The sequence below is a fragment of the Pseudomonas sp. KK18 genome (assembly GCF_037094675.1).
Lineage (GTDB): Bacteria > Pseudomonadota > Gammaproteobacteria > Pseudomonadales > Pseudomonadaceae > Aquipseudomonas.
In genome coordinates this window covers 4,889,726-4,913,500 of the sequence record NZ_CP146605.1, presented here as the reverse complement: position 1 = coordinate 4,913,500, position 23,775 = coordinate 4,889,726, and the positions used below count along the sequence as shown (strand labels likewise).

General features: G+C 63.5%; 11 protein-coding genes. 6 read left to right on the top strand and 5 right to left on the bottom strand.

From position 1 onward, the window contains the following. Positions 1 to 78 precede the first annotated feature (78 nt). Positions 79 to 1,905, bottom strand: coding sequence for a glycoside hydrolase family 15 protein (locus V6607_RS22000; protein WP_134327034.1), 1,827 nt, complete (start codon positions 1,903 to 1,905; stop codon positions 79 to 81). Then, a complete protein-coding gene (locus V6607_RS21995) occupies positions 1,898 to 2,698 on the bottom strand; it encodes an SDR family oxidoreductase (protein ID WP_134327033.1) in 801 nt (266 codons plus the stop codon). Before V6607_RS21995 ends, V6607_RS22000 begins: the two co-directional genes overlap by 8 nt. Positions 2,699 to 2,859: 161 nt before the next feature. On the opposite strand from V6607_RS21995, the gene V6607_RS21990 reads away from it, so the two are divergent. The 4 genes from V6607_RS21990 (at position 2,860) to V6607_RS21975 (ending at position 7,791) form a co-directional block, all read left to right on the top strand. Beyond that, positions 2,860 to 3,603 (top strand): helix-turn-helix transcriptional regulator, encoded by a 744-nt coding sequence (locus tag V6607_RS21990; protein WP_338740594.1) that lies wholly within the window; start codon positions 2,860 to 2,862, stop codon positions 3,601 to 3,603. Between the two features lie 114 nt (positions 3,604 to 3,717). After that, positions 3,718 to 5,166: a TolC family protein gene (locus tag V6607_RS21985; protein ID WP_134327031.1), complete on the top strand. Its 1,449-nt coding sequence runs from the start codon at positions 3,718 to 3,720 to the stop codon at positions 5,164 to 5,166. Beyond that, on the top strand, positions 5,163 to 6,293 hold the full coding sequence (locus V6607_RS21980; protein WP_134327030.1) for an HlyD family secretion protein: 1,131 nt from the start codon (positions 5,163 to 5,165) through the stop codon (positions 6,291 to 6,293). Before V6607_RS21985 ends, V6607_RS21980 begins: the two co-directional genes overlap by 4 nt. Beyond that, positions 6,283 to 7,791 (top strand): MDR family MFS transporter, encoded by a 1,509-nt coding sequence (locus V6607_RS21975; protein ID WP_134327029.1) that lies wholly within the window; start codon positions 6,283 to 6,285, stop codon positions 7,789 to 7,791. Before V6607_RS21980 ends, V6607_RS21975 begins: the two co-directional genes overlap by 11 nt. A 907-nt stretch (positions 7,792 to 8,698) precedes the next feature. Here the strand turns inward: V6607_RS21975 and V6607_RS21970 are convergent. Beyond that, positions 8,699 to 9,283, bottom strand: coding sequence for a TetR/AcrR family transcriptional regulator (locus V6607_RS21970; protein WP_134327028.1), 585 nt, complete (start codon positions 9,281 to 9,283; stop codon positions 8,699 to 8,701). A 134-nt stretch (positions 9,284 to 9,417) separates the two neighbouring features. Here V6607_RS21970 and V6607_RS21965 point away from each other — a divergent pair, with 134 nt between their 5' ends. Further along, entirely contained in the window at positions 9,418 to 10,590 is a 1,173-nt protein-coding gene (locus V6607_RS21965) for an MFS transporter (protein WP_102369571.1), read from the top strand. Here V6607_RS21965 and V6607_RS21960 read toward each other — a convergent pair whose 3' ends face one another. Both V6607_RS21960 and V6607_RS21955 read right to left on the bottom strand, forming a co-directional pair. Beyond that, positions 10,591 to 10,947 (bottom strand): type II toxin-antitoxin system HicB family antitoxin, encoded by a 357-nt coding sequence (locus V6607_RS21960; RefSeq protein ID WP_003208166.1) that lies wholly within the window; start codon positions 10,945 to 10,947, stop codon positions 10,591 to 10,593. It abuts the gene before it with no gap. Further along, positions 10,944 to 11,195 (bottom strand): type II toxin-antitoxin system HicA family toxin, encoded by a 252-nt coding sequence (locus tag V6607_RS21955; protein ID WP_063028501.1) that lies wholly within the window; start codon positions 11,193 to 11,195, stop codon positions 10,944 to 10,946. The genes V6607_RS21960 and V6607_RS21955 overlap by 4 nt, the downstream gene beginning before the upstream one ends. A gap of 209 nt (positions 11,196 to 11,404) precedes the next feature. Here V6607_RS21955 and V6607_RS21950 point away from each other — a divergent pair, with 209 nt between their 5' ends. Next, complete coding sequence (locus V6607_RS21950) at positions 11,405 to 23,773, top strand: non-ribosomal peptide synthase/polyketide synthase (protein WP_134327027.1); 12,369 nt, start codon at positions 11,405 to 11,407, stop codon at positions 23,771 to 23,773. The last annotated feature ends 2 nt before the right edge of the window (positions 23,774 to 23,775 follow it).

The window sequence follows — 23,775 nt, the reverse complement described above, 5'->3', positions numbered from 1 at the left end:
AAGTCTGGCGCGGTCATGTGGGAGCAGGCAAGCCAGCTCCCACAAGGTTACTCAATTGCCTTCAGATTGTGCTCGGGCTCAAGGCTGCCAAACCGTCTTCACCCCACTCAACTTTCGGTCCAGGAACGTTGCCGCGCTGATCAGCGCCAAATGGCTCAACGCCTGCGGTGTATTGCCCAAATGCCGTGCCTGGTTATCAAACTCTTCGGCATACAAACCCAGCGGGTTGGCATAGCGCAGCAACTGTTCAAACTCCAGATGCGCCTTCTCCACTTGCCCGGCCCGGGCCAGGCATTCCACGTACCAGAACGAGCACGCTGCAAACGCGCCCTCGGTGCCTTGTAGCCCATCAATCTGGCTGTCGTCGTTGCGATAGCGATAAACCATCCCATCGCGCACCAGGCTTTTCTGGATCGCCTCCAGTGTCGACAACCAGCGCGGGTCTGTCGCCGCAACGAAGCGCACCAGTGGCATCAACAGCATCGAACCATCCAGCGCCGTGCTGCCGATATGCTGCACGAAGTGGCCGCGTTCTTCGTTCCAGAAGTTGCTCCAGATATCGGCGTAAATCGCCTGGCGGGTCTGGTCCCAACGGGCAAACGGCGCCGGCAGCGAGCGCTTGGACGCCAGTCGAATCGCCCGGTCCAGGGCCACCCAGCACATCAGCCTTGAGTGCAGGAAGTGATGCTGCTCACCGCGCATTTCCCAGATGCCGACGTCTTTGTGGTTCCAGGTTTCGCAGACCTGGTCGGCCACTTCCACCGTGTGTTTCCAGCCCTCGTGGGAGATGGCCTCACCGTATTTGTTGACCAGGTATACCGCGTCCATCAACTCGCCGTAGATATCCAGTTGCACCTGGTCGTACGCCTCGTTGCCGATGCGCACCGGTTGCGCGCCGCCGTGGCCGCTGAGGTGGCTCAGCTCGGTTTCCGGCAGTTCCTGGCGGCCGTCGATGCCGTACAGGATGTTGATTTTCATCGGCTGATCGCAGCAGTCACCCACCCGGCCTTTCAACCAGCGCATGTAGCCGTTGGCTTCCTCGATAAACCCCAGGCGCATGAACGCGTAGACGGTGAACGAGGCGTCGCGGATCCAGGTGTAGCGGTAGTCCCAGTTGCGCTCGCCGCCGGGTGTTTCCGGCAGGCCGAAGGTGGCGGCGGCGAGGATTGCACCGTGTTTGCGCGAGGTCAAAAGCTTCAAGGCCAGGGCCGAACGATTGACCATCTCGCGCCAGCGCCCACGGTAGTTGGATTGGGAAATCCAGCCGCGCCAGAACTTAAGGGTGCGCTCCAGGCACAGGTCGGTGCAGTCGTTTTTGACTCGGGGATCGTCCAGCCCGCCGAGTACAAACTCGGCGCCTTCTTCCTGGCCGAGCTCAAAGGATGCTACGGCAGCGTCGCCATCCAGCTGCAGGGTGTGGCTGCTGGTCAGGCGCAGGCCGGGTTGGTCTGCGGCCTCAAACAACACGTCGCCGTCATCTTGAGTGGCCCGGGTCTGGGCGCGGGCGTAGTCATGACGCACTGCGCAGCGCATATGGATGCTCGCTTTGCCGCTGACCACCCGCACCCGGCGAATCAGGATCGGCAGGTCGTCAACTTCTTCACTGACGGTCAAGAAATCGGTAATTTCCACCACCGCGTCATTACTCAACCAGCGGGTTTGCAGCACGTTGGTGTCGGGCAGGTAGATCTGCTCGCGGCGGGCGTCGGGCAGGTCCGGCGTGAGCTGGAAGATGCCGGCGGCGGGGGAGTCCAGCAATGAGCAAAAGATGGAGGGGCTGTCGAACTCCGGCCAGCAGAAAAAATCGATGCTGCCTTTGTCGTTCACCAGCGCTGCACTGCGCATGTCGCCGATGATGCCGTGGGCATCAATGGCACTTTGTGGTTCGTTTTTCAGATCAACCATTGCCACGAAACTCCGGATAAAGGCTCATGCCGCCATCAATGAACAGGGTGCTGCCCACCACGTAGTCGGAGGCATCACTGGCCAGCCACACCACCGCGTTGGCCACGTCTTCGACGTCACCCACGCGGCCATAGGGAATCAACTTGAGCAGTTCCACTTCGGCCGCGCCTTCGGTGGCGGCGCGGTTGATGGCCGTGCGGATCGCTCCCGGCGCAACGCCGTTGATGCGGATGCGCTGCTGGCTGACTTCCTGGGCCAGGGTGCGCATCAGCATTTCCACGCCGCCCTTGGACGCGGCGTAGTTCACGTGCCCGGCCCAGGGAATCACCTGGTGCACCGAACTCATATGAATAATCTTCCCGGCGGCCCGGGAAACACCTTCGCGGATGCCCTGGCGGTTGAAGATGCGCAACGCGGCGCGGGCGCAGAGGAACTGGCCGGTGAGGTTGACGCCGATCACGGTGTTCCAGTCGTCGAGGGTCATGTCGACGGCAGCGGCGTCTTTCTGCATGCCCGAGTTGGCCACCAGGATGTCCAGGTGCCCGAAGGCATCAAGGGTCTGGGCAAACAGGCGCTCCACATCGACCTCTTTCGACACGTCGGCGCCAATCGCAATGGCCCGGCCGCCGTTGGCGTTGATCTGCGCCGCCAGTGCTTCAGCGGGCGCCGCCTGGGCGTTGTAGTTCAGTACCACGGCGGCTCCGGCCTCGGCCAGGGCCTTGGCGGCCCCCGCGCCGATTCCTGAACTGGCGCCAGTCACCAGCGCCACTTGTTGCTCCAACGAAATGCGCATTGCCCACCCAACCTTTTTCAGAGTGCCCAACTAGCTGACTGGCGGGGCGGCCCACAAGTTCACCGGCTGTCTGGAATGCGACGATGGCTGTCTATATCTATCGTTTTTGCCACAGGACTTTTCGCTAGAATCGACGCTTGATTGATGCGAGACCTCAGCCGATGAACAGCCCATCCCGCCCGTGGCTTGAAGCCTACGCCGACAACTACCGCAACGATGACGTGGTGCATCCTCATTGCCACGCCCAGGCGCAATTGATCCACGGCGTGTCCGGGGTGATGGTGGTCAGCACCGCCCAGGGCAGTTGGCTGGTGCCGTCCGGGCATGCGTTGTGGGTGCCGGCCGGCACCCCGCATGAGATCCGCATGGCCGGCGAGGTGCATATGCGCACGCTGTTCCTCATGCCCGAGGCCGAGCCGGGGCTGGGGCGCACCTGCCAGGTGATTGAAGTGTCGGCATTGCTGCGGGAGCTGATCGTCGCCGCCACGCAGATTGCCGGGCACCACAGCTCGCGTCTGCAGGCCATGATCGAGTTGATCCGCATGGAACTGCTCGCCGCGCCGGTGGTGGCGATGCACGTGCCGGTGCCCGGCGAAGCACGGCTGGCCAGGCTGTGCACGCATTTCATCCGCAACCCTTCTGACGACAGCAGCCTGGAATCCTGGGCCGACAGCCTGAACATGAGCGCCCGCACCCTGAGCCGGGTGTTCCAGCGGGAGTTGGGCATGAGTTTCGGTGAATGGCGCAAGCGTGCGCGGTTGGCCCTGAGCTTGAAGTTGCTGGCCCAGGGCGTGTCGATCCTGGAGGTGGCGCTGGAGCATGGTTACCAGAGCCCGAGTGCGTTCAGTGCGATGTTTCGCAAGTCGCTGGGTTATCCGCCAAGTCATTTTCGGCCCGGAGTTTAGTGTTGCGTCAGGTAACGCTATTGTCCGTTTAGCGACGATACATGGCCCTGACGCGGGCGAATCGGACAGGCCATCTGCCTAATCTGCAAGGCTCCTTCTTGAGCGAGCCTTGTGATGCACAGCCCTTCTTTTCACCCATGGATGCCCATCGCCCTGTTGAGTGTGCTGGCCGGGTGCACTGGTGTGCCCGGTCAACCGTCGACCGTCACGGCGCAGCCTGCACCGCGGCTCTTCGCCGAGTCGGCCGAGGCGTTGCCCGCCCGTTGGTGGCAGCTGTACCGCGACCCGCAACTGGACGCCCTGGTGGCTCGGGCCCTGCACCAGAACAAAGACCTCGAAGCCGCCGCCGCCCATGTCGATGCGTTGCTGGCGCAGCTGGAACAGGCAGACGGCGAGCGCCTGCCGTCGACTTCCCTGGACTATGGCCTGGCCTACGGTCGCAGCCGCGATGACCAGACGCTGGCCCAGGCGACTAACCGTCATGCCGGTGCCGAATGGAGCCACACGCCTGAGTTTTCCCTGAGCTACACCCTCGATTTGTGGGGCGAGGTGCGTTATCGCATCGCTGCGGCACGGGCGGATGCCCAGGTGGCGCGGGCGCTGGAGGATGAGCTGCGGGTGACGGTGGCCGCGCAGACGGCCCGCGCCTATGCCCAGGCCTGCGTCTATGGTGTGCGCGAACAGGTGCAGGCGCACTCGGTGCAGCTGCTGGAGCAGAGCGTCGCGGTCACGCAGAAGCTGCAAAAGGCCGGCGCGGCCACGCAACTCGACCTGGCGCGCCTGCAAGGGTTGCTGGAAGAAACCCGGGCACCGTTGCCGATGTTCACGGCCCGGCGCAGCAGCGCGCTGTATGAGTTGGCCGTGCTCAGCGGGTTGCCGCCGGAGCAGGTCACGCCACGCAGCTGTACCCAGGCCCCGCAGTTGCAGGCGCCTTTGCCGGTGGGCGAGGGTTGGGCACTGGTGCAACGGCGGCCGGACATCCGCCGCGCCGAAGGGCAATTGCGCGCAGCCACCTTGACGGTGGGCCTGTCCCGCGCCGAGCTTTACCCGCGGATCACCTTCGGCGCGATGCTCGGTTCGTCCGCCAGCAGCCTGGGCAAACTCGGGGACCGCTACGCCACGGTGTATTCCGTCGGGCCGCTGGTGTCCTGGCGCTTTCCCAACCGGCAGGTCGCCCAGGCGCGGGTCAGGCAGAGCCAGGCCGAAGCGCGCCAGGCCCTGGCACGGTTTGACGGTACGGTGCTCAACGCACTGAAGCAGGTGGAGCAGGCCATGGCCCTGTACCAGGGCGAACAGCAGCGTGGGCAGGCCCTGGCCGCCGCCCTGGACAACAACCGCCGCGCCTTCGACCTGGCCTCCCGCGGCTACCATTCCGGCGCGCTGGATGCCCTGCAACTGCTGGACAGCGAACGCAGCCTGGTGGGCCTTGAAGCCCGCGTGGCCGAGTCCGACCTGCGCTTGATCAACCGCCAGATCGACCTGTTCCAGGCCCTCGGTGGCGGCTGGCAGCGTGACGATCCAACCGCCCCCTTATCTGTCGCTGTCAATGGAGCCAAACCATGAACCAGGCTGTTGAACCCATTCGCCTGACCGTTATGCAACGTCATCGTCGCGCCCTGGTGACCACGGCTTCCCTCGCGACGCTGGTGGGGCTGGCAACCTTTGCCGGGTACTGGTGGCAATGGGGGCGTTTTCTTGAAGAAACCGACGATGCCTATGTGCGCGCTGATTGGGTCGCTATCAGCCCGCGCATTGCCGGGTATGTAGCCCAGGTGCTGGTGGAAGATAACCAGCCGGTCAAGGCCGGGGATGTGCTGGTGCGTATCGATGAGCGGGATTTCACCGAGCGTCTGAACAGCGCCCAGGCGCAACTGCAACAGGCGCAAGCAGCAGCGAGCGCACAGCAGGCATCGGTGCAAACCCTCGACGCGCAAATGGGCGAGCAACAGCAACGCATCGCCCAGGCCCGGGCGGAACTGAGCAGTGGCGAGGCCGAAGCCCGGCGCGCGCGGCTCGATTACCAGCGTTATCGTGAATTGGTCGCGCAACAGGTGGCCAGCGCCCAGCACCTGGAAACCGTCAGCGCCAGCCAGGCCAAGGCCCAGGCGGCCCTGGCCCAGGCGAGCGCCCAGGTCGCGCGGCAGCAGGCGCAGTTGCAGGTCTTGCAGGGACGCCGGCAACAGGCGCAGGCGCAAATCGTCGAGCATCAGGCACGCATCGGCGAGGCCCAGGCCAACCTCGCGCTGGCCCGCAATGCGTTGAAGGACACCGAGATCCGCGCGCCTTTTGACGGCGTGGTGGGCCAGCGCAAGGTCCGGCGCCAGCAATACGTGATGCCCGGCCTGCCGCTGTTAGCGGTGGTGCCGGTGGAGCAGGCCTATGTGATTGCCAACTACAAGGAAACCCAGTTGCAGCACATGGCGCCGGGGCAGTCGGTGGAAATCGCGGTGGACAGTTTTGCCGGCGCACATTGGCACGGCAAAGTGGAAAGCATCGCCCCCGGCTCCGGTGCGGTGTTCGCGCTGTTGCCGCCGGACAACGCCACCGGCAACTTCACCAAGATCGTCCAGCGGTTTCCGGTAAAGATTCGCCTGGAACCCGGTGAGTCGCGGGTGCTGCCGGGCATGTCGGTGATTGCCACGGTTGACACCCGCCCTGCCGCCAGCCAGGAGCACGTCCATGGAGGCTGAAGGGCGTGTGCCGTTTCGCGCCTGGGTCGCGGTGATCGGCGGGCTGTTCGGCTGCTTCATGGCCGGGATGAACGTGCACGTCACCAGCGCCGCACTGCCGGAAATCGAAGGTGCACTGGGCGCGACGTTTGAGGAGGGTTCGTGGATTTCCACCGCTTACCTGGTGGCGGAGATCATCATGATTCCCCTCACCGCGTGGCTGGTGCAGGTGTTTTCCCTGCGCCGGGTGATGCTGTGGGGCTCGGGGATATTCCTGGTGGCCTCGGTGGCGTGTTCGCTGTCGCCCAACCTGCAAGTGATGATCCTGATCCGGGTGGTGCAGGGCGCGGCCGGGGCGGTGCTGATTCCCTTGTCATTCCAACTGATCATCACCGAGCTGCCGCCCAGCAAGATCCCGCTGGGCATGGCCTTGTTCAGCCTGGCCAACAGTGTCGCCCAGGCCGCCGGGCCGTCGATTGGCGGCTGGCTGACCGATGCGTATTCCTGGCGCTGGATCTTCTACCTGCAACTGTTCCCGGGGATCGCGTTGCTGGCGGCGGTGGCCTGGTCCATTGACCGCCAGCCGATGCAGCTGGGCCTGCTGCGCCAGGGCGACTGGCTGGGTATCGGCTGCATGGTGCTGGGCCTGGGTGCGTTGCAGATCGTGCTGGAGGAGGGCGGGCGCAAGGACTGGTTCGGCTCGCCCTTTATCGTGTGGATGACGCTGTTGGCGGTGGTGGGATTGATCGGCTTCGTGGCCCGTCAGTTATGGGGCAAGCATGCCTTTATCAACTTGCGGCTGTTGGGGCACTACAACTTTGGCGTGGCCAGCGTGGCGATGTTTATCTTTGGCGCGAGCACCTATGGGCTGGTGTTTCTGGTGCCCAATTACCTGTCGCAATTGCAGCACTACAACGCCAGTGAAATTGGTGTGAGCTTGATTGCGTATGGGCTGGTGCAATTGATCATGGCGCCGTTTTTGCCGCGCTTGATGAAGTGGGTGAGTGCCAAAATGCTGGTGGCCTCGGGGTTCGCGATCATGGCCTTGGGGTGCTGGATGGGCGCGCACCTGTCGGCGGACAGCGCCAGCAATGTGATTGTGCCCTCGATTGTGGTGCGCGGGATTGGTCAGCCGTTGATCATGGTGGCGTTGTCGGTGCTCGCTGTGCATGGGCTGGCCAAGGTGCAGGCGGGGTCGGCGTCGGCGGTGTTCTCGATGCTGCGCAATCTGGGGGGCGCCGTTGGAACAGCGTTACTGGCGCAGTTGGTGGTGGTGCGTGAGCGGGTGCATTCGGCGCGGATCGGGGAGGCGGTGACGCTGTTTGACCCGGTGCTGCAACAGCGCTTGCCTGGCGGGGTGCTGCAGGAGCAGTTGCCGGAGCATCAGGTGGTGTTGGACCTGCTGGATCGGAGTGTGCGCCATCAGGCGTTTTTGATGGCCTACAGTGATGCGTTCTTTCTGGCGTGTGTGGCGTTGGCAGCGTGTGCGGTGGCGGCGTTGATGTTGCGGCGGATCTAGGGGCAGTGCTGTGGGGGACTCAAGTGAGCGCAATGGTTCAGGTGTGTTTTTTATGGTTTTGGGGGCTGGGTACATATCCGTTATTTGGGTGATGGCCGCTTATGGTTCCGCTCTTACAGCGGCTCACTTTTGAAAAGCGCAAAAGTAAGCAAAACGCTCTTGCCCCACCACTCGGCTCCTCGCCTAGGCTCGGAGTGCCCTCACTCCGGCTTTGGACCGTGGGCCGCCGCGATGGGCCATCCTTGGCCCAGCGCGGCTAACCCGGCGTCCTGCCGGGTTACCCACGCTCCAAAGCCTGCGTTCGGCCAGCGTGGTTTAACGGGGCGCCTAAGATCAAGATCAAAAGCAGATCAAGAGCACAGCGGCCTCCCGGCCGGCTTGAGTGTTGAAGAGCAAAATCAAAATCTAAAGCGGGCACGGTCCAAAAAATGTGGGAGCGGGCTTGCTCGCGAAGGTCGTTAAAGATGACGCGGGCGTTCTGATTCAACGCGGCGCTCTCAGGTTTTTCGCGAGCAAGCCCGCTCCCACAGAAAAGCAGCTTTGTTTTCGCTCTGGTCTTTGCTTTTGCTTTTAACACTCAAGCCGGCCGGGAGGCCGCTGTGCTTTTGCTTTTGATCTGACTGCCCCAATAAGCCCGAGGCCGAACGCAGGTATTGCGGAGCGGGTAAACCGGCAGGACGCCGGTTTAGCCGCGCCGGGCCATGGATGGCCCGTCGCGGCGGCCCGTGGAGCAATGCCGGAGTGAGGGAACGCCGAGCCACAGCGAGGCGCCGACAGGCGGGGCAGAGCCCTTTGCTTACTTTGGGGCTTTTCCAAAGTGAGCCGCTGTAAGAGCGGAACCATAGGTGGCCGTTACCTAAATAATGGATATGCCCCCCTGGATCCTGACCACCCCCGCCGCACTCGTTCAGCACACGGCATTGGGCTTCAACCCGCGCAACAACAACTCCAGCCCTCGCAGAGCCTCTTCCAGCCGCACACCCGAGTCTCCATCCTGGGCGATCCACAACGATGCGCTCACCAGGCTGCCATTGATCAGCCTCGCCAGCGCCTGGCTGCACGCCTGCTCGATGAGGCCCGCTTGCATCAAGTCATCGAGCAGCTGGCGCAGCGAGTCCACGCATTGCTGCTGGTCGGTGGCACCCAGCACCGCCGGCGCATCTTGCAGCACAATGCGCTGGACCTCGGGATCCTGAGCCATACGCAAATAAATCCGACAGCGCTCGCAAAACCCTTCCCAAGGATCAACCGCCTGCTCCGAGATACGTTGCAGGCTCGCGTCCATTTCACCGTCGAGCTGCGCAACCACTGCCGCGAGCAAGCCTTTCTTGTCGCCAAAATGATGGTACAACGCACCCCGGGTCAGGCCGGCGCGAGCGGTGAAATCGTCCATCGACGTCTGGGCGTAGCCTTGTGTGGCGAAGGCCTGGCGGGCGCTGGCGATCAGGCGGGCGCGGGTGTCTTCGATCATGTCGGCACGGGCTCGGCTCATGGGTAAGGCTCACAATAGGTGATTGACATACGACGCGTATGTTACGCATGATTTGTCACATACGCACCGTATGTATTTTGCCCCGAAAACCTCGAATAGCAAGTTTCAGGGCGCTCAGGAAGAGGTTACACACCATGGCAAACCCCTACGCCGAGCTGTTCCAGGCGCCAGGTTCCAGGGCTTTTGTATTGGCGGGCATGCTGGCCCGCATGCCGATCTCCATGACCGGGATCGGCTTGATCACCATGCTGTCGCAAGTGCACGGCGGTTACGGTTTGGCCGGTGCGGTGACCGCTACCTTCGCCCTGGCCACCGCGTTTTGCGCGCCCCAGGTCTCACGGTTGGTGGACCGTTATGGCCAGGGCCGGGTGTTGCCGGTGGCCGCGTCCATCGGCGGCGGCGCGCTGTTGCTGCTGTTGCTCTGCACCCGGGTGCAGGCGCCAACGTGGACGCTGTTCGTCTTTGCCGCGCTGGCCGGCTGCATGCCCAACATGTCGGCCATGGTGCGGGCGCGCTGGACCGAGCTGTATCGCGGCCAGCCCAAACTGCAAACGGCGTTTGCCCTGGAGTCGGTGCTCGACGAGGTGGTGTTCATCATTGGCCCGCCGGTCTCGGTGGGTCTGTGCGTGCTGCTGTTCCCCGAAGCGGGGCCGTTGATTGCCGCGCTGTTTCTGGCAGTGGGCGTGACCGCCTTTGTGCTGCAACGCCAGACCGAGCCACCGGTGCATGAACATCACGCCGAGCACGGCCGTTGGCTGATTGCCTCGCCCTCGGTGTTGATCCTGATGGTGCTGTTGATGGCCATGGGCATCATCGTTGGGGTGGTGGATGTGGTCAGTGTCGCGTTCGCCCAGCATCAGGGCCAGCCCGCCGCGGCGAGCATTGTATTGTCGGTATACGCCATCGGTTCGTGCCTGGCCGGGCTGGCGTTCGGTGCGCTCAAGTTGAAAGCACCGCTGCCGCGCCAGTTCTTGTACTGCGGCGTGGCCACCGCCGTGACCACGCTGCCGTTGTTGCTGGTGACGAATATTCCGGGGTTGGCGGCCGCGATCTTCATCTCCGGCCTGTTCTTCGCCCCGACCCTGATCGTGTCCATGGCCCTGGTGGAACAAATCGTTCCGCCCAGCCGCTTGACCGAAGGCATGACCTGGCTGATCACCGGCCTGAGCATCGGCGTGGCCATTGGTGCTGCCAGCTCCGGCTGGATGATCGACCGCTTCGGCGCACCCAGCGGGTTCTGGGTGGCGCTGGCGGCGGGTGCGGTGGTGCTTGGGGCGGCGGTGCTGGGGTATCGGCGGCTGGGGTGATTACCCGGTCACCAGTGCGCCGCGATGTTGCAGGAATTCGTTCAGCGCCTGGCGCGTGAGATCGTTCAACGTGACTTTTTGCCGGGTCGCGGCGAGGGCGGCGGCCAGGTGGAGGTCATGGCCGACACGGACGTTGAACGAACCCTTGCAGGGCTTTTCCGGTGCTTGCCCAAGGGCCTGGCAGGTCTCGATGTAGTCGTCCACGGCGGTGCAAAAGGCGGCGTCCAGTTCGGCGACGGTTTTGCCCTCGTAGCTGACCAGGGCCTTGATGAAAAGCAGCTTTCCGAACAGGCAGTTGTCTTCGATGCTGGCTTCGATGGAGCCGATGTAGCCTTTGTGTTTCAGCTGGTTGTTCACTGAATCAGTTCTCCTGATTTCAATTGTTCGATGATCTGGCGCCGAATGTAGTGTTTCAGTTCGTTGCCGGGGTGAGGCTTGTGCAGGGTGATCATTGCACTGGGGTCGCCTATGTCGAACCTGACCCGGCTACCCGCCCCTTCGATTTGCGTGTATCCCAGGCGCCGCAGCAGCGTGACGAGTTCGGGCCAGGTAAAGGCCGATTGCTCATTGAGCAGTTTGGCCAGCAGCTTTTCATTTTTCGACACGGCGATCCTTGCCTGTAACTAAATGTAGTTGCAATTGATGGGTTGCGTCAATGATAGGACAGCCGCGCCGAGCCTCTCGGTGTTTGATGTAACCCTTGATGACACCGTGGTCTGCGCCCCCAATCCCCCGCTAATTTTTCCCTTCCGGATTCGTTTTATAGGGACGACGTGCCTTTGTGCTTCCTGCCTATTGCCCCGGATCCCAAGAAATGAACGCTGAAGACTCCTTGAAACTTGCTCGCCGGTTTATCGGGTTGCCCCTGGAAAAACGCCAGATGTTCCTCCAGGCGCTACACAAGGAAGGGGTGGATTTTTCCCGGTTTCCGATCCCGGCAGGGGTGGAGGCCGAGGACCGGCAGGCGCTGTCCTATGCGCAGCAGCGGATGTGGTTTCTGTGGCAACTGGATCCGGCCAGTGGCGCCTATAACCTGCCCGGCGCGGTACGGCTCAAGGGCGCCTTGAGCCTGCCGGCGATCGAGCAGGCGTTCGCCAGCCTGGTGGCCCGCCATGAGACGTTGCGCACGGTGTTCCAGCGCCAGGCGGATGATCGTCTGTTGCAAGTGGCCGCACAGTCGCCGCTGGTGGTCGAACAGTTGGACTTCAGCGCCCTGGCACCCGCCGAGCGTGAGCAGGCGGTGATGCAGGCCGCTACCCGTCAGTCGCTGTTGCCCTTCGACTTGGCCAACGGCCCGCTGCTGCGGGTGCAATTGCTCAAGCTGGCCGAGCAGGAACACGTGCTGCTGCTGACCTTGCACCACATTGTGTCCGACGGCTGGTCGATGAACGTGCTGATCGACGAGTTCATTCGCTGCTACGACGCCCATGAGCGCAACGAGCCGCCGCAACTGCCGGCCCTGCCGATCCAGTACAGCGACTACGCCCTGTGGCAGCGCCGCTGGCTGGAGGCCGGCGAGCAGGCTCGTCAGCTGGAATACTGGCAGGCACGCCTGGGAGATGAGCACCCGGTACTGGAACTGCCCATCGACCATCCACGCCCGGCGATGCCCAGCTACCAGGGCACCCGGCATGACTTTGCGATTGATCCGGCGCTGGCTGCGCAGTTGCGCAGTTGCGCGCAAAAACACAATGTGACCTTGTTCATGTTGCTGCTCGGCGCGTTCAACGTGCTGCTGCATCGCTACACCGGGCAGGGCGACATTCGGGTTGGCGTGCCGATTGCCAACCGCAACCGCAGCGAAGTCGAAGGGCTGATCGGTTTCTTCGTCAATACCCAGGTGTTGCGCACCGAACTGACCGGGCAAACCCGCGTCGACGAATTGCTGCAAGGCATCAAGGAACACGCACTGGGCGCCCAGGCCCATCAGGAATTGCCGTTCGAACGCCTGGTAGAAGCCTTGAAAGTCGAGCGCAGCCTGAGCCACACGCCGCTGTTCCAGGTGATGTACAACCATCAGCCGCAAGTGGCGGACATCGCCGCGGTCAACACCGCCTCCGGGCTTGAACTGTCCCTGGTGCAATGGCAAGGCCGTACCACCCAGTTTGACCTGAGCCTGGACACCTACGAGAAGTCCGGCACCCTGCACGCCGCGCTGACCTATGCCAATGACCTGTTCGACGCCGCCACCATCGAGCACATGGCCCGGCACTGGCTCAGCCTGTTGCAGGCGATGGTCGCCGATGGCAGCCAGCGCATCGGTGAACTGCCGATGCTCGCCGCCGCAGAGCAGCACGTGCTGGTGCATGACTGGAACCAGACGGCCGAGGCGTACCCGACCGAACGTGGCATCCACCACCTGATCGAAGACCAGGTACAACGCACTCCGCACGCCGTTGCCCTGGTGTTCGGCGCGACGCAGTTGACCTACGCGCAGCTCGACACGCGCGCCAACCAGTTGGCCCATGCCCTGCGCGAGCAGGGTGTTGGCCCGGACGTACCGGTGGGGATCTGCATCGAGCGCTCCATCGAAATGGTGGTCGGCCTGCTGGCGATTCTCAAGGCCGGCGGCGCCTACGTCCCGCTGGACCCTGAATACCCCCGCGAACGCCTGGCTTACATGATCGAAGACAGCGGCATCGGGCTGCTGCTCTGCCAGCAGGGCCTGCTGTCGACCTTGCCGGTCGACGGCATCAACGTCATCGCACTCGACCAGGCACAAGGCTGGCTCGACGATTACGGCCGCGAGCCTCTGGCCGTCAACGTGCACGCGCTGAACCTCGCCTATGTGATCTACACCTCCGGCTCCACCGGCAAGCCCAAGGGCGCAGGCAACAGCCATCGTGCGTTGGTCAACCGCCTGTGCTGGATGCAGCAGGCTTATGGCCTGGATGCCAGCGACGCAGTGTTGCAGAAAACCCCGTTCAGCTTTGACGTGTCGGTGTGGGAGTTCTTCTGGCCGTTGATGAGCGGCGCACGGCTGGTGGTCGCAGCACCCGGCGAGCATCGCGAGCCGGCTCGCCTGATCGAGACCATTGGCGAGCACGCCATCACCACGCTGCACTTCGTGCCATCGATGCTGCAGGCATTTATCCACGAGCCGGGCGTGCAGGCCTGCGCCAGCCTCAAGCGCATCGTATGCAGTGGCGAGGCGCTGGCGCTGGATGCGCAGTTGCAGGTGTTCGCCAAGCTTCCGGGCGCCGGGTTGTACAACCTCTACGGCCCGACGGAAGCGGCCATCGACGTCACCCATTGGACCTGCATCGACGAAGGTGCCGACAGCGTGCCCATCGGCCGCCCCATTGCCAATCTGGGAACCTACATCCTCGACGCGCAACTCAACCCTGTGCCGGCAGGCGTCAGCGGTGAGCTTTACCTCGGTGGCACCGGGCTGGCCCGCAGTTACCACCGCCGCCCGGCGCTCACCGCCGAGCGTTTTGTGCCGTGCCCGTTCAATGACGGTGCGCGGCTGTACCGGACCGGCGACCGGGTGCGCCAGCGCGCCGACGGTGTGATCGAATACCTCGGCCGCCTCGATCATCAGGTCAAGCTGCGCGGCCTGCGTATCGAGCTGGGTGAAATCGAGACCCGCCTGATGCAACACCCGCTGGTGCGCGAGGCCGTGGTGCTGGTGCAGGGGGGCAAACAGTTGGTTGCTTACCTGGTGCTGGAGGGAGGCGAGCCTGCCACGCCGTGGCAACCGGAGCTCAAGGCGTGGCTGTTGAACAGCCTGCCGGAATACATGGTGCCCACCCACCTGATGCCGCTGGTGAAATTGCCGGTGACCGCCAACGGCAAGCTCGACCGCAAGGCCTTGCCGTTGCCGGAAGCTGCGCCGCAGCAGGCGTTTGTGGCGCCACAGGATGCATTGCAAAAAGCCCTGGCGGCGATCTGGGAGGATGTGCTCGGTCTTGAGCGCGTCGGCCTCGAAGACAACTTCTTCGAGCTGGGCGGCGATTCGATCATCTCCATCCAGGTGGTCAGCCGTGCGCGGCAGGCCGGCATCCGCGTCAGCCCGCGTGACCTGTTCCAGTACCAGACCGTGCGCAGCCTGGCACTGGTCGCCACCCTCGATAAACGCTCGGCGGTGGATCAGGGGCCGGTGAGTGGTGATGCCGTGCTCGGGCCGATCCAGCAGCATTTCTTCAGCCGCGGGATGCCGGTGCGCGAACACTGGAACCAATCGCTGCTGCTGACTCCCCGTGAGGCCTTGAATGCGCAGTGGCTCGATACAGCGCTGACGTACATCATCAATCACCACGATGCCTTGCGCCTGCGTTTTACCGAAAGCACCGAGGGCTGGCAGCAAAACCACGATGCTCCAGTGGCCAGCGCTGATCTGTGGCTACGCGATGCCGAGTCGGCGGAACACCTGAATACCTTGTGCAACGAGGCGCAGCGCAGCCTTGACCTGCAAAACGGCCCGCTGTTGCGAGCCTTGCTGGTCACGCTGGCCGATGGCAGCCAGCGCCTGGCGCTGATCGTTCACCACCTGGTGGTCGACGGTGTGTCCTGGCGCGTATTACTGGAAGATCTGCAGCAGGCTTACGAACAATTGGCGGCAGGCGGCGGCATTGAGCTGCCGCCGAAAACCAGTGCATTCCAGGACTGGACTGCGCGGCTCGAACAGCAAGCGCAGCGCTTCGATGAACAACTGATGTACTGGAAAACCCAGCATCAGGATGCGAAGGATCTGCCGTGCGACCGACCTGACGCCAGCCTGCAAAATGCGCAGGGTGAAAAAATCGAGTGGCGACTCGACGCCGCACGGACCCGTCAGTTGCTGCAACAGGCGCCCGCCGCGTACCGCACGCAGGTCAATGACCTGCTGCTCACCGCGTTGGCCCGCACCATCAGTCGCTGGAGCGGTCAGGCGGGCACGCTGATCGAGCTTGAAGGCCATGGCCGCGAAGACCTGTTCGATGACATCGACCTGAGTCGCACCGTGGGTTGGTTCACCAGCCTGTTCGCCGTCAACCTCACCGCCCGCGATGACCTCGACGGTTCGATCAAGTCGATCAAGGAGCAACTGCGCGCGGTGCCGGACAAAGGCCTGGGCTATGGCGTGCTGCGTCATCTGGCGGCCCCGGCAATACGCGCCGAGCTGGCGGCACTGGCGCCACCGCGGATCACCTTCAACTACCTGGGCCAGTTCGACCGTCAGTTCGACGACGCGGCCTTGTTTGTGCCGTCTGCCGAAACCAGCGGTGTGGCACAGGACCTGGCGGCGCCATTGGCCAACTGGCTGACGGTTGAAGGCCAGGTCTATGGCGGCGAACTGTCGATGAGCTGGGGCTTCAGCCGCGAGATGTTCGACAGCGCGACAGTGCAGCAACTGGTGGACCGCTATGCCAGCGAGCTGCATGCACTGATCGAACACTGCTGCACCTTGCCGGCCGCGCAAGCCACGCCATCGGACTTCCCGCTGGCGCGGGTGACCCAGGCGCAACTGGATGCGCTGCCGGTGCCGGCCGGTCAGCTCGACGATCTCTATCCGCTGTCGCCCATGCAGCAAGGGTTGCTGTTCCATACCCTGTACGAACAGGCGGCGGGTGAGTACATCAACCAGTTGCGCGTCGACGTGCAGGGTCTGGATCCCGAGCGTTTCCGCGCCGCTTGGCAGGCCACCGTCGATGCGCAAGACATCCTGCGCAGCGGTTTCGTCTGGCAGGGCGAGCTGGCGCAACCGCTGCAGATCGTGCACAAGCAGGTGCAACTGCCGTTCGCCACCCTGGATTGGCGGGCCCGCGACGATCAGCCGGCGGCCCTCGCGGCGCTGGCCGATGCCGAGCGAGCGCAAGGGTTTGACCTGGCCTGTGCGCCCCTGCTGCGCCTGGTACTGGTGCAGACCGGCAGTGACCAATGGCACCTGATTTACACCCATCACCACATCCTGATGGACGGCTGGAGCAACTCGCAGTTGCTCGGCGAAGTATTGCAGCGCTATAGCGGCCGCACACCGGCGAATGCCGGCGGCCGCTATCGCGACTACATCGCCTGGCTGCAACGTCAGGACGCCCAGTTGAGCCAGGACTTCTGGAGCGAACAACTGGCCGCGCTGCAAGCGCCGACCCGGCTGGCCCGCGCGGCCACCGCAGGCGCGCGCCAGAGCGGTCACGGCGACCATTACCTGACGCTGGACGAGCAACGCACCCAGGCGCTGGAAGCGTTTGCCCGCCAGCAGAAAATCACCGTCAACACCCTCGTGCAAGCCGCGTGGCTGCTGTTGCTGCAACGCTATACCGGACACGAAGCAGTCGCGTTCGGTGCGACCGTGGCCGGTCGTCCGGCGGACTTGCCGGGCATCGAGCAACAGGTCGGCCTGTTCATCAACACCCTCCCGGTGATCGGCGCACCGCGTCCCGATCAAAGCGTCGGCCAATGGTTGCAAACGGTGCAGGCGCAGAATCTCAGCCTGCGTGACTTCGAACACACGCCGCTGGCGGACATCCAACGTTGGGCCGGGCAGGGCGGTGAAGCGCTGTTCGACAATATCCTGGTGTTCGAAAACTATCCGGTAGCCCAGGCGCTGAGCCAGGCCGGGCAGGGGCTGGTGTTCGGCGATGTGGGTAACCTGGAGCAGACGCACTACGCGCTGAGCGTGGCGGTGACCCTTGGCCGGCAGCTGGCGTTGCATTACAGCTTCGACCGCGGCCAATTCGCGAGCGAGGTGGTCGAAGGCATCAGTGCGCATTTGCTGCAACTGCTTGAGCAGTTTGCCGAGTCGGCAGAACGCAACCTGGGTGAAATCGCCCTGGCAAGCCGCGACGAACAGGCCCGCCAGCAAGCGCAGAACCATCCACAGCCGTACCCGGTGGACATCGGCGTGCATCAGCGCATTGCTACCCTGGCGGCCGAGCGCCCGCAACGCACAGCGGTGATTTTCAACGATCGGCAGTTCAGCTACGGTGAAATCGACCAGCGCGCCAACCAACTGGCCCACGCGCTGATCGCCCGCGGCGTTGGCGCTGAAACCCGTGTGGGTGTGGCGTTGCCGCGCAGCGAGTCGGTAATTGTGGCGTTGCTGGCGGTGCTCAAGGCCGGCGGCGCTTATGTGCCGCTGGACACCCTCTACCCGCGCGAGCGCCTGGCCTACCTGATCGAGGATTCGGGGCTGGCGCTGCTGATCAGCGATTCGTCGGTGTCGGCGCAGCTGCCGGTTGCCGAATCGGTACCCTTGCTGGAGCTGGACCGTCTTGATCTGCGTGAGCAGTCGATCAAGGCACCCTCGGTGCAGCTCGACCCGCACAACCTTGCGTATGTGATCTACACCTCCGGCTCCACCGGCAATCCGAAAGGCGTCAGCGTTGCCCACGGTCCATTGGCCATGCATTGCCAGGCCATCGGCCAGCGCTATGAAATGCGCGACAGCGACTGTGAGTTCCACTTCATGTCGTTCGCCTTCGACGGTGCCCACGAGCGCTGGCTGACCAGCCTGACTCACGGGGCTTCGCTGCTGATTCGCGACGACACGCTGTGGACGCCGGAGCAGACCTACAACGCCATGATCGAACACGGCGTGACCGTGGTCGCGTTCCCGCCGGTGTACCTGCAACAACTGGCCGAACATGCCGAGCGCGTCGGCAATCCACCGAAGGTGCGCATCTATTGCTTTGGCGGTGACGCGGTGCCGAACGCCAGTTTCGAGCGGGTCAAGCGTGCGCTCGATCCGGACTACATCATCAACGGCTACGGCCCGACCGAAACCGTGGTCACCCCGCTGATCTGGAAGGCCGGTCGCGAGGTGCCGTGCGGTGCTGCCTACGCGCCGATCGGCAGCCGCATCGGTGACCGCAGCGCCTATGTGCTCGACACCGACCTGAACCTGTTGCCCCAAGGCATGGCCGGTGAGCTGTATCTGGGGGGCACCGGCCTGGCCCGTGGGTACCTCAACCGACCGGGGCTGACCGCCGAGCGTTTTGTCGCTGACCCGTTCAGCGCCGCTGGCGGCCTGCTTTACCGCACAGGCGACCTGGTGCGCCAGCGCGCCGACGGCACGTTCGACTATCTGGATCGTATCGACAATCAGGTGAAGATTCGCGGCTTCCGCATCGAGCTGGGTGAGGTCGAAGCGGCGCTGCAAGCCCTTCAGGGTGTGCGCGAAGCGGTGGTCGTGGCCCAGGAAGGCAGCGCCGGCAGCGGCAAGCGCCTGGTGGCTTACGTGGTCGGCGATTCAACCCGTGCCGGTTTCAGCGAAGACCTGCGTGCGCAGCTCCAGGCTTCATTGCCGGCGCATATGGTGCCGGCGTATGTCTTGTCTCTGGAACGCATGCCGCTGACACCGAACGGCAAGCTGGATCGCAAGAACCTGCCCAAACCGGATGTCAGTCAACTGCAACAAGCCTACGTCGCTCCGCGCAACGCGCTGGAGCAGCAACTGGCGACGATCTGGCAAGACGTGCTCAAGCTTGGGCAGGTGGGCATCAGCGACAACTTCTTCGAACTGGGTGGCGATTCGATCATTTCGATCCAGGTGGTCAGCCGTGCGCGGCAGGCGGGGATTCGCTTCAGCCCCAAAGACCTGTTCCAGCACCAGAGCATCCAGGCGCTGGCCGTGGTCGCACAGACCGGTGAGACGCTGCCGTCGATCGATCAGCGACCGGCAACCGGCACCACGGTGCTGTTACCGATTCATCAGCAATTCTTCGCTCAGGAAATTCCCGATCGTCACCACTGGAACCAGTCGGTGATGCTCAAGCCGGCGCAGGCACTGGATGCACACGCACTGGAGCAGGCGCTGGAGGCTTTGGTGGCGCATCACGACAGCTTGCGCCTGGATTTCGTCGAACGGGCTGACGGCTGGTCGGCACACTACCGTGACGTCGCGGCGCACACGGATCAAACGCTTCTGTGGCCAGTGGAGGTCGCGGACCTCGCAGCCCTTGAGGCACTGGGTGACGAAGCCCAGCGCAGCCTGCAATTGAACGGTGGTTCGCTGATACGCGCGGTGCTGGCGAACCTGGCGGACGGCACTCAACGGCTGTTGCTGATTATCCATCACCTGGTGGTCGATGGCGTGTCGTGGCGGATTCTGTTCGAGGATCTGCAGAACGCCTACCGGCAAATCCTTTCAGGCGCAGGTGTGCAGTTGCCGGCCAGGACCAGTGCGGTCAAGGCCTGGGCGGCGGCATTGCAGGGCTACGCCACAACCCCTGCGCTGCAGGCCGAGCTGGGTTTCTGGCAACAACAGTTGCAGGGCGCTTCGCCAGCCTTGCCGTATGACCGTCCGAACGGCGGGCAGCAACATGATCAGGCCCTGACCTTTCGTAGCAAGCTGGACCGGGCCCTGACCCGCCAGCTGTTGCAGGATGCGCCGGCGGCCTATCGCACCCAGGTCAACGACGTATTGCTGACCGCGCTGGCGCGGGTGATAACGCGCTGGACCGGTGACGACAATGCGTTGGTGTTGCTTGAGGGGCACGGTCGCGAAGACGTGTTCGAGCACATCGACCTGACCCGTACCGTGGGCTGGTTCACCAGCGTGTTCCCGGCGCGGCTGTCGCCGGTTGCGGATCTCGCTGGGTCGCTCAAGCAGATCAAGGAGCAGCTGCGGGCAATTCCGCATAGGGGCATCGGCTTCGGCGCACTGGCGTACCTGGGCGATGAACAGACACGGGAGTCTCTGCAAGCCTTGCCGCTACCGTGCCTGACCTTCAACTATCTCGGTCAGTTCGACGCCAGCTTCGATACCGCCGACGACGCCCTGTTTGTGCCGACCGGCGAATCCGGCGGTGAAGAAGTCAACCTGCAGGGGCCGCTCGGCAACCCGCTGGCGCTCAACAGCAAAGTCTTCGGTGGTGAACTGGACCTGACCTGGACCTACAGCGGCGCGATGTTCGATGCCGCGACCATCCAGCGCCTGGCCGACGACTATGTGCAAGAACTGACGGCGCTGATCGGCCATTGCTGCGACAACTCCAACCGGGGAGTGACGCCGTCGGATTTCCCGTTGGCGCAACTGTCTCAGGCCCAACTCGATGCGCTGGTGCTCGAACCTCAAGGCATCGACGACATCTACCCGTTGTCACCGATGCAGCAGGGCATGCTGTTCCACACCTTGCTCGAACAGGGGAATGGCGATTACATCAACCAGATGCGCCTGGATATCGATGGCGTCGATCCGCAACGCTTCCGCGCGGCCTGGCAAGCCGTGGTGGATGCCCATGACATCCTGCGTACCGGGTTCATCTGGCAAGGCAATCTTGAACAACCGGTGCAGGTGGTACAGCGTCAAGTGCAGGTGCCGTTCCGTGTGCTCGACTGGAGCGGTCACGCCGATCGGGATGCGGCACTGCAAACCCTTGCCGATGAAGAGCGCGCCCAAGGCCTGGACCTGAACTGCGCGCCCTTGATGCGCCTGGTACTGGTACGCACGGCAACTGATCGTCATCACCTGATCTACACCAACCATCACATCCTGATGGATGGCTGGAGCAGCGCGCAGTTGCTCGGCGAAGTGTTACAGCACTACAGCGCAGAAACCGTGGCACGACCCGTTGGCCGGTATCGTGATTACATCGCGTGGCTGAAGCGGCAGGACGCATCGCTCGGCGAAGCGTTCTGGAAGGAGCAGTTGCACGCCCTGGATGAACCGATTCGCCTGGCGCAGATGTTTGCCCGTCCGGCGCAGGCCATCGCCACCCACCTTTACGCTCACCACCACCTGCACCTCGATGAGCAGCAAACGCGCCGTCTGGGCGACTTTGCCCGAGAGGCGAAAGTCACCGTCAACACTGTGGTCCAGGCTGCGTGGCTGTTGCTGTTACAGCGTTACAGCGCAAAGTCCTGCGTCGCCTTCGGCGCAACCGTGTCGGGGCGCCCGGCGGACCTGGCAGGCGTCGAGCAACAGATTGGCCTGTTCATCAACACCTTGCCGGTCATTGCCAGCCCGCGCTCCGAGCAGAGCCTGGGGAATTGGCTGCACAGCGTCCAGGCGCAGAACCTGGCGTTGCGGGACTTCGAGCACACCGCGTTGTTCGATATCCAGCGCTGGGCGGGGCAGGGTGGTGAAGCGCTGTTCGACAACATCCTGGTGTTTGAGAACTATCCGATTTCAGAAGCCCTGGAGAAAGGTTCGCCTCAGGGTCTGCGCTTTGGTGCCGTGGGCAATCTGGAGCAAACCAACTACCCGCTGACCCTGCTGGTGGGCCTGGGCGCCGAGCTGACCGTGCAGTTCAGCTATCAATGTGCGAGCTTCACACCTGTGTCGGTGGAGCAGATCGGCGTGCACCTCAAGCGTCTTCTGCTGCAAATGAGCAGCGATGCCGCACGCCCACTGGGTGACCTCACGCTGTTGGACCCGAGTGAAACCCGCCAGCAATTGCAGGACTGGAACGCCACCGCAAGCGTCTACCCGGGCGAGCACTGCATTCATCGTCTGTTTGAGGCGCGGGCACGGCAGACGCCGGATGCCACGGCGCTGCTGTTTGCTGATCAGGCGCTGACCTACGCTCAACTCAATACCCAGGCCAATCGCCTGGCGCATCGTTTGATTGAACTCGGTGTCGGCGCTGACCAACCGGTGGGTATCGCCCTTGAGCGTGGGGTGGACATGATCGTCGGGCTGCTGGCGATCCTCAAGGCCGGTGGCGCCTACGTGCCGCTCGATCCGCACTATCCGGTGGATCGCCTGGCCCACATGATTGAAGACAGTGGGTTGCAGTTGCTTCTGACCCAGGCATCGTTGCTGCGCCAGTTGCCGATTCCGGCAGGGGTGCACACCGTCTTGGCGAGTGCAATGGATGAATCGGTCAGCCCTGAACAGGCGGCCAATCCGCAGGTGTCGGTGGACGGCGATAACCTGTGCTACGCCATTTATACCTCGGGCTCTACCGGCAAGCCCAAGGGTGTGATGGTACGCCATGGTGCCCTGGTGAATTTCGTTGCCAGCATGGCCCGCGAACCAGGCATCGAGGCAAGTGACCGCCTGCTGTCGCTGACCACCTTCTCGTTCGATATTTTCGGCCTGGAACTGTACGGCGCGCTGTTCAGCGGTGCGGCCGTGGTGCTGGTGGACAAACAGAGCGCCCACGACCCTGAAGCATTGCTGGGGATTATCGAACAGCAGCAGGTCAGTGTCGTGCAGGCCACGCCATCGACGTGGCGCATGTTGCTTGAGCATCCCATGGCCGAGCGTCTTGCCGGACGCACATGCCTGTGTGGCGGCGAGGCATTGGCCGAGGACCTGGCCGAGCGCTTGCTGGCGGTCGCAGGCCCGGTCTGGAACCTCTATGGGCCCACGGAAACCACGATCTGGTCGGCGGCTTATCCACTGACCACAGACAAGCGCTTGCCTTACCTCGGCCGGCCGATTGCCAACACCTCGCTGTACATCGTCGGCGAGCACTTCGCGCCGAACCCTGTCGGGTTGATCGGTGAATTGCTGATTGGCGGTGATGGCCTGGCGCGCGGGTACCACGAGCGGCCGGCGCTCACCGCCGAACGCTTCCTCCCGGATCCATTTGGTAATGGCACACGGCTGTACCGCACCGGTGACCTTGCGCGACATCGCGTCGACGGTGTGATCGAGTACATCGGCCGGGCAGACCACCAGGTGAAAATTCGTGGCTTTCGCATCGAGTTGGGAGAGATCGAAGCGTGCCTGTTGGCGCAGGACGCGATCCGCGAGGCGGTGGTGGTGCCTCAGCAAGGGCCGGGTGGCACGCAGTTGGTGGCCTACCTGATTGCGGCCGGTACTGAGGCGGCCGAGGCGCAGTCGTTGGTGGCGCTGCGCGACGAGCTGAAGGCGCGGCTCGCCTGCGACCTGCCGGACTACATGATTCCGGCGCACTGGATGCTGCTTGAGCGCTTCCCGCTGACGCCCAACGGCAAGCTGGACCGCAAAGCCTTGCCGCTGCCCGACGCCAATCAGTTGCTGCGGGCCTATGTGGCGCCGCAAGGGGCGCTTGAGCAGAGCGTCGCACAGATCTGGCAAGAGGTGCTCAAGCTTGCGCGGGTAGGGCGCGACGACAACTTCTTTGAATTGGGCGGGCATTCCTTGCTGGCGACCCAAGCGACAGCCCGCCTGCAAATGGAGCAAGGCGCAGCCGTGCCCCTGGACCTTTTATTTCGAACCCCATCGCTGTCGGAGTACGCCGCGCAACTGGCGGTGCACCTGACACCTCACTCCAGCGAAGACTTGAGTGAGATGCATGATTTCCTGGCAGACCTGGAGACCCTTTGAAA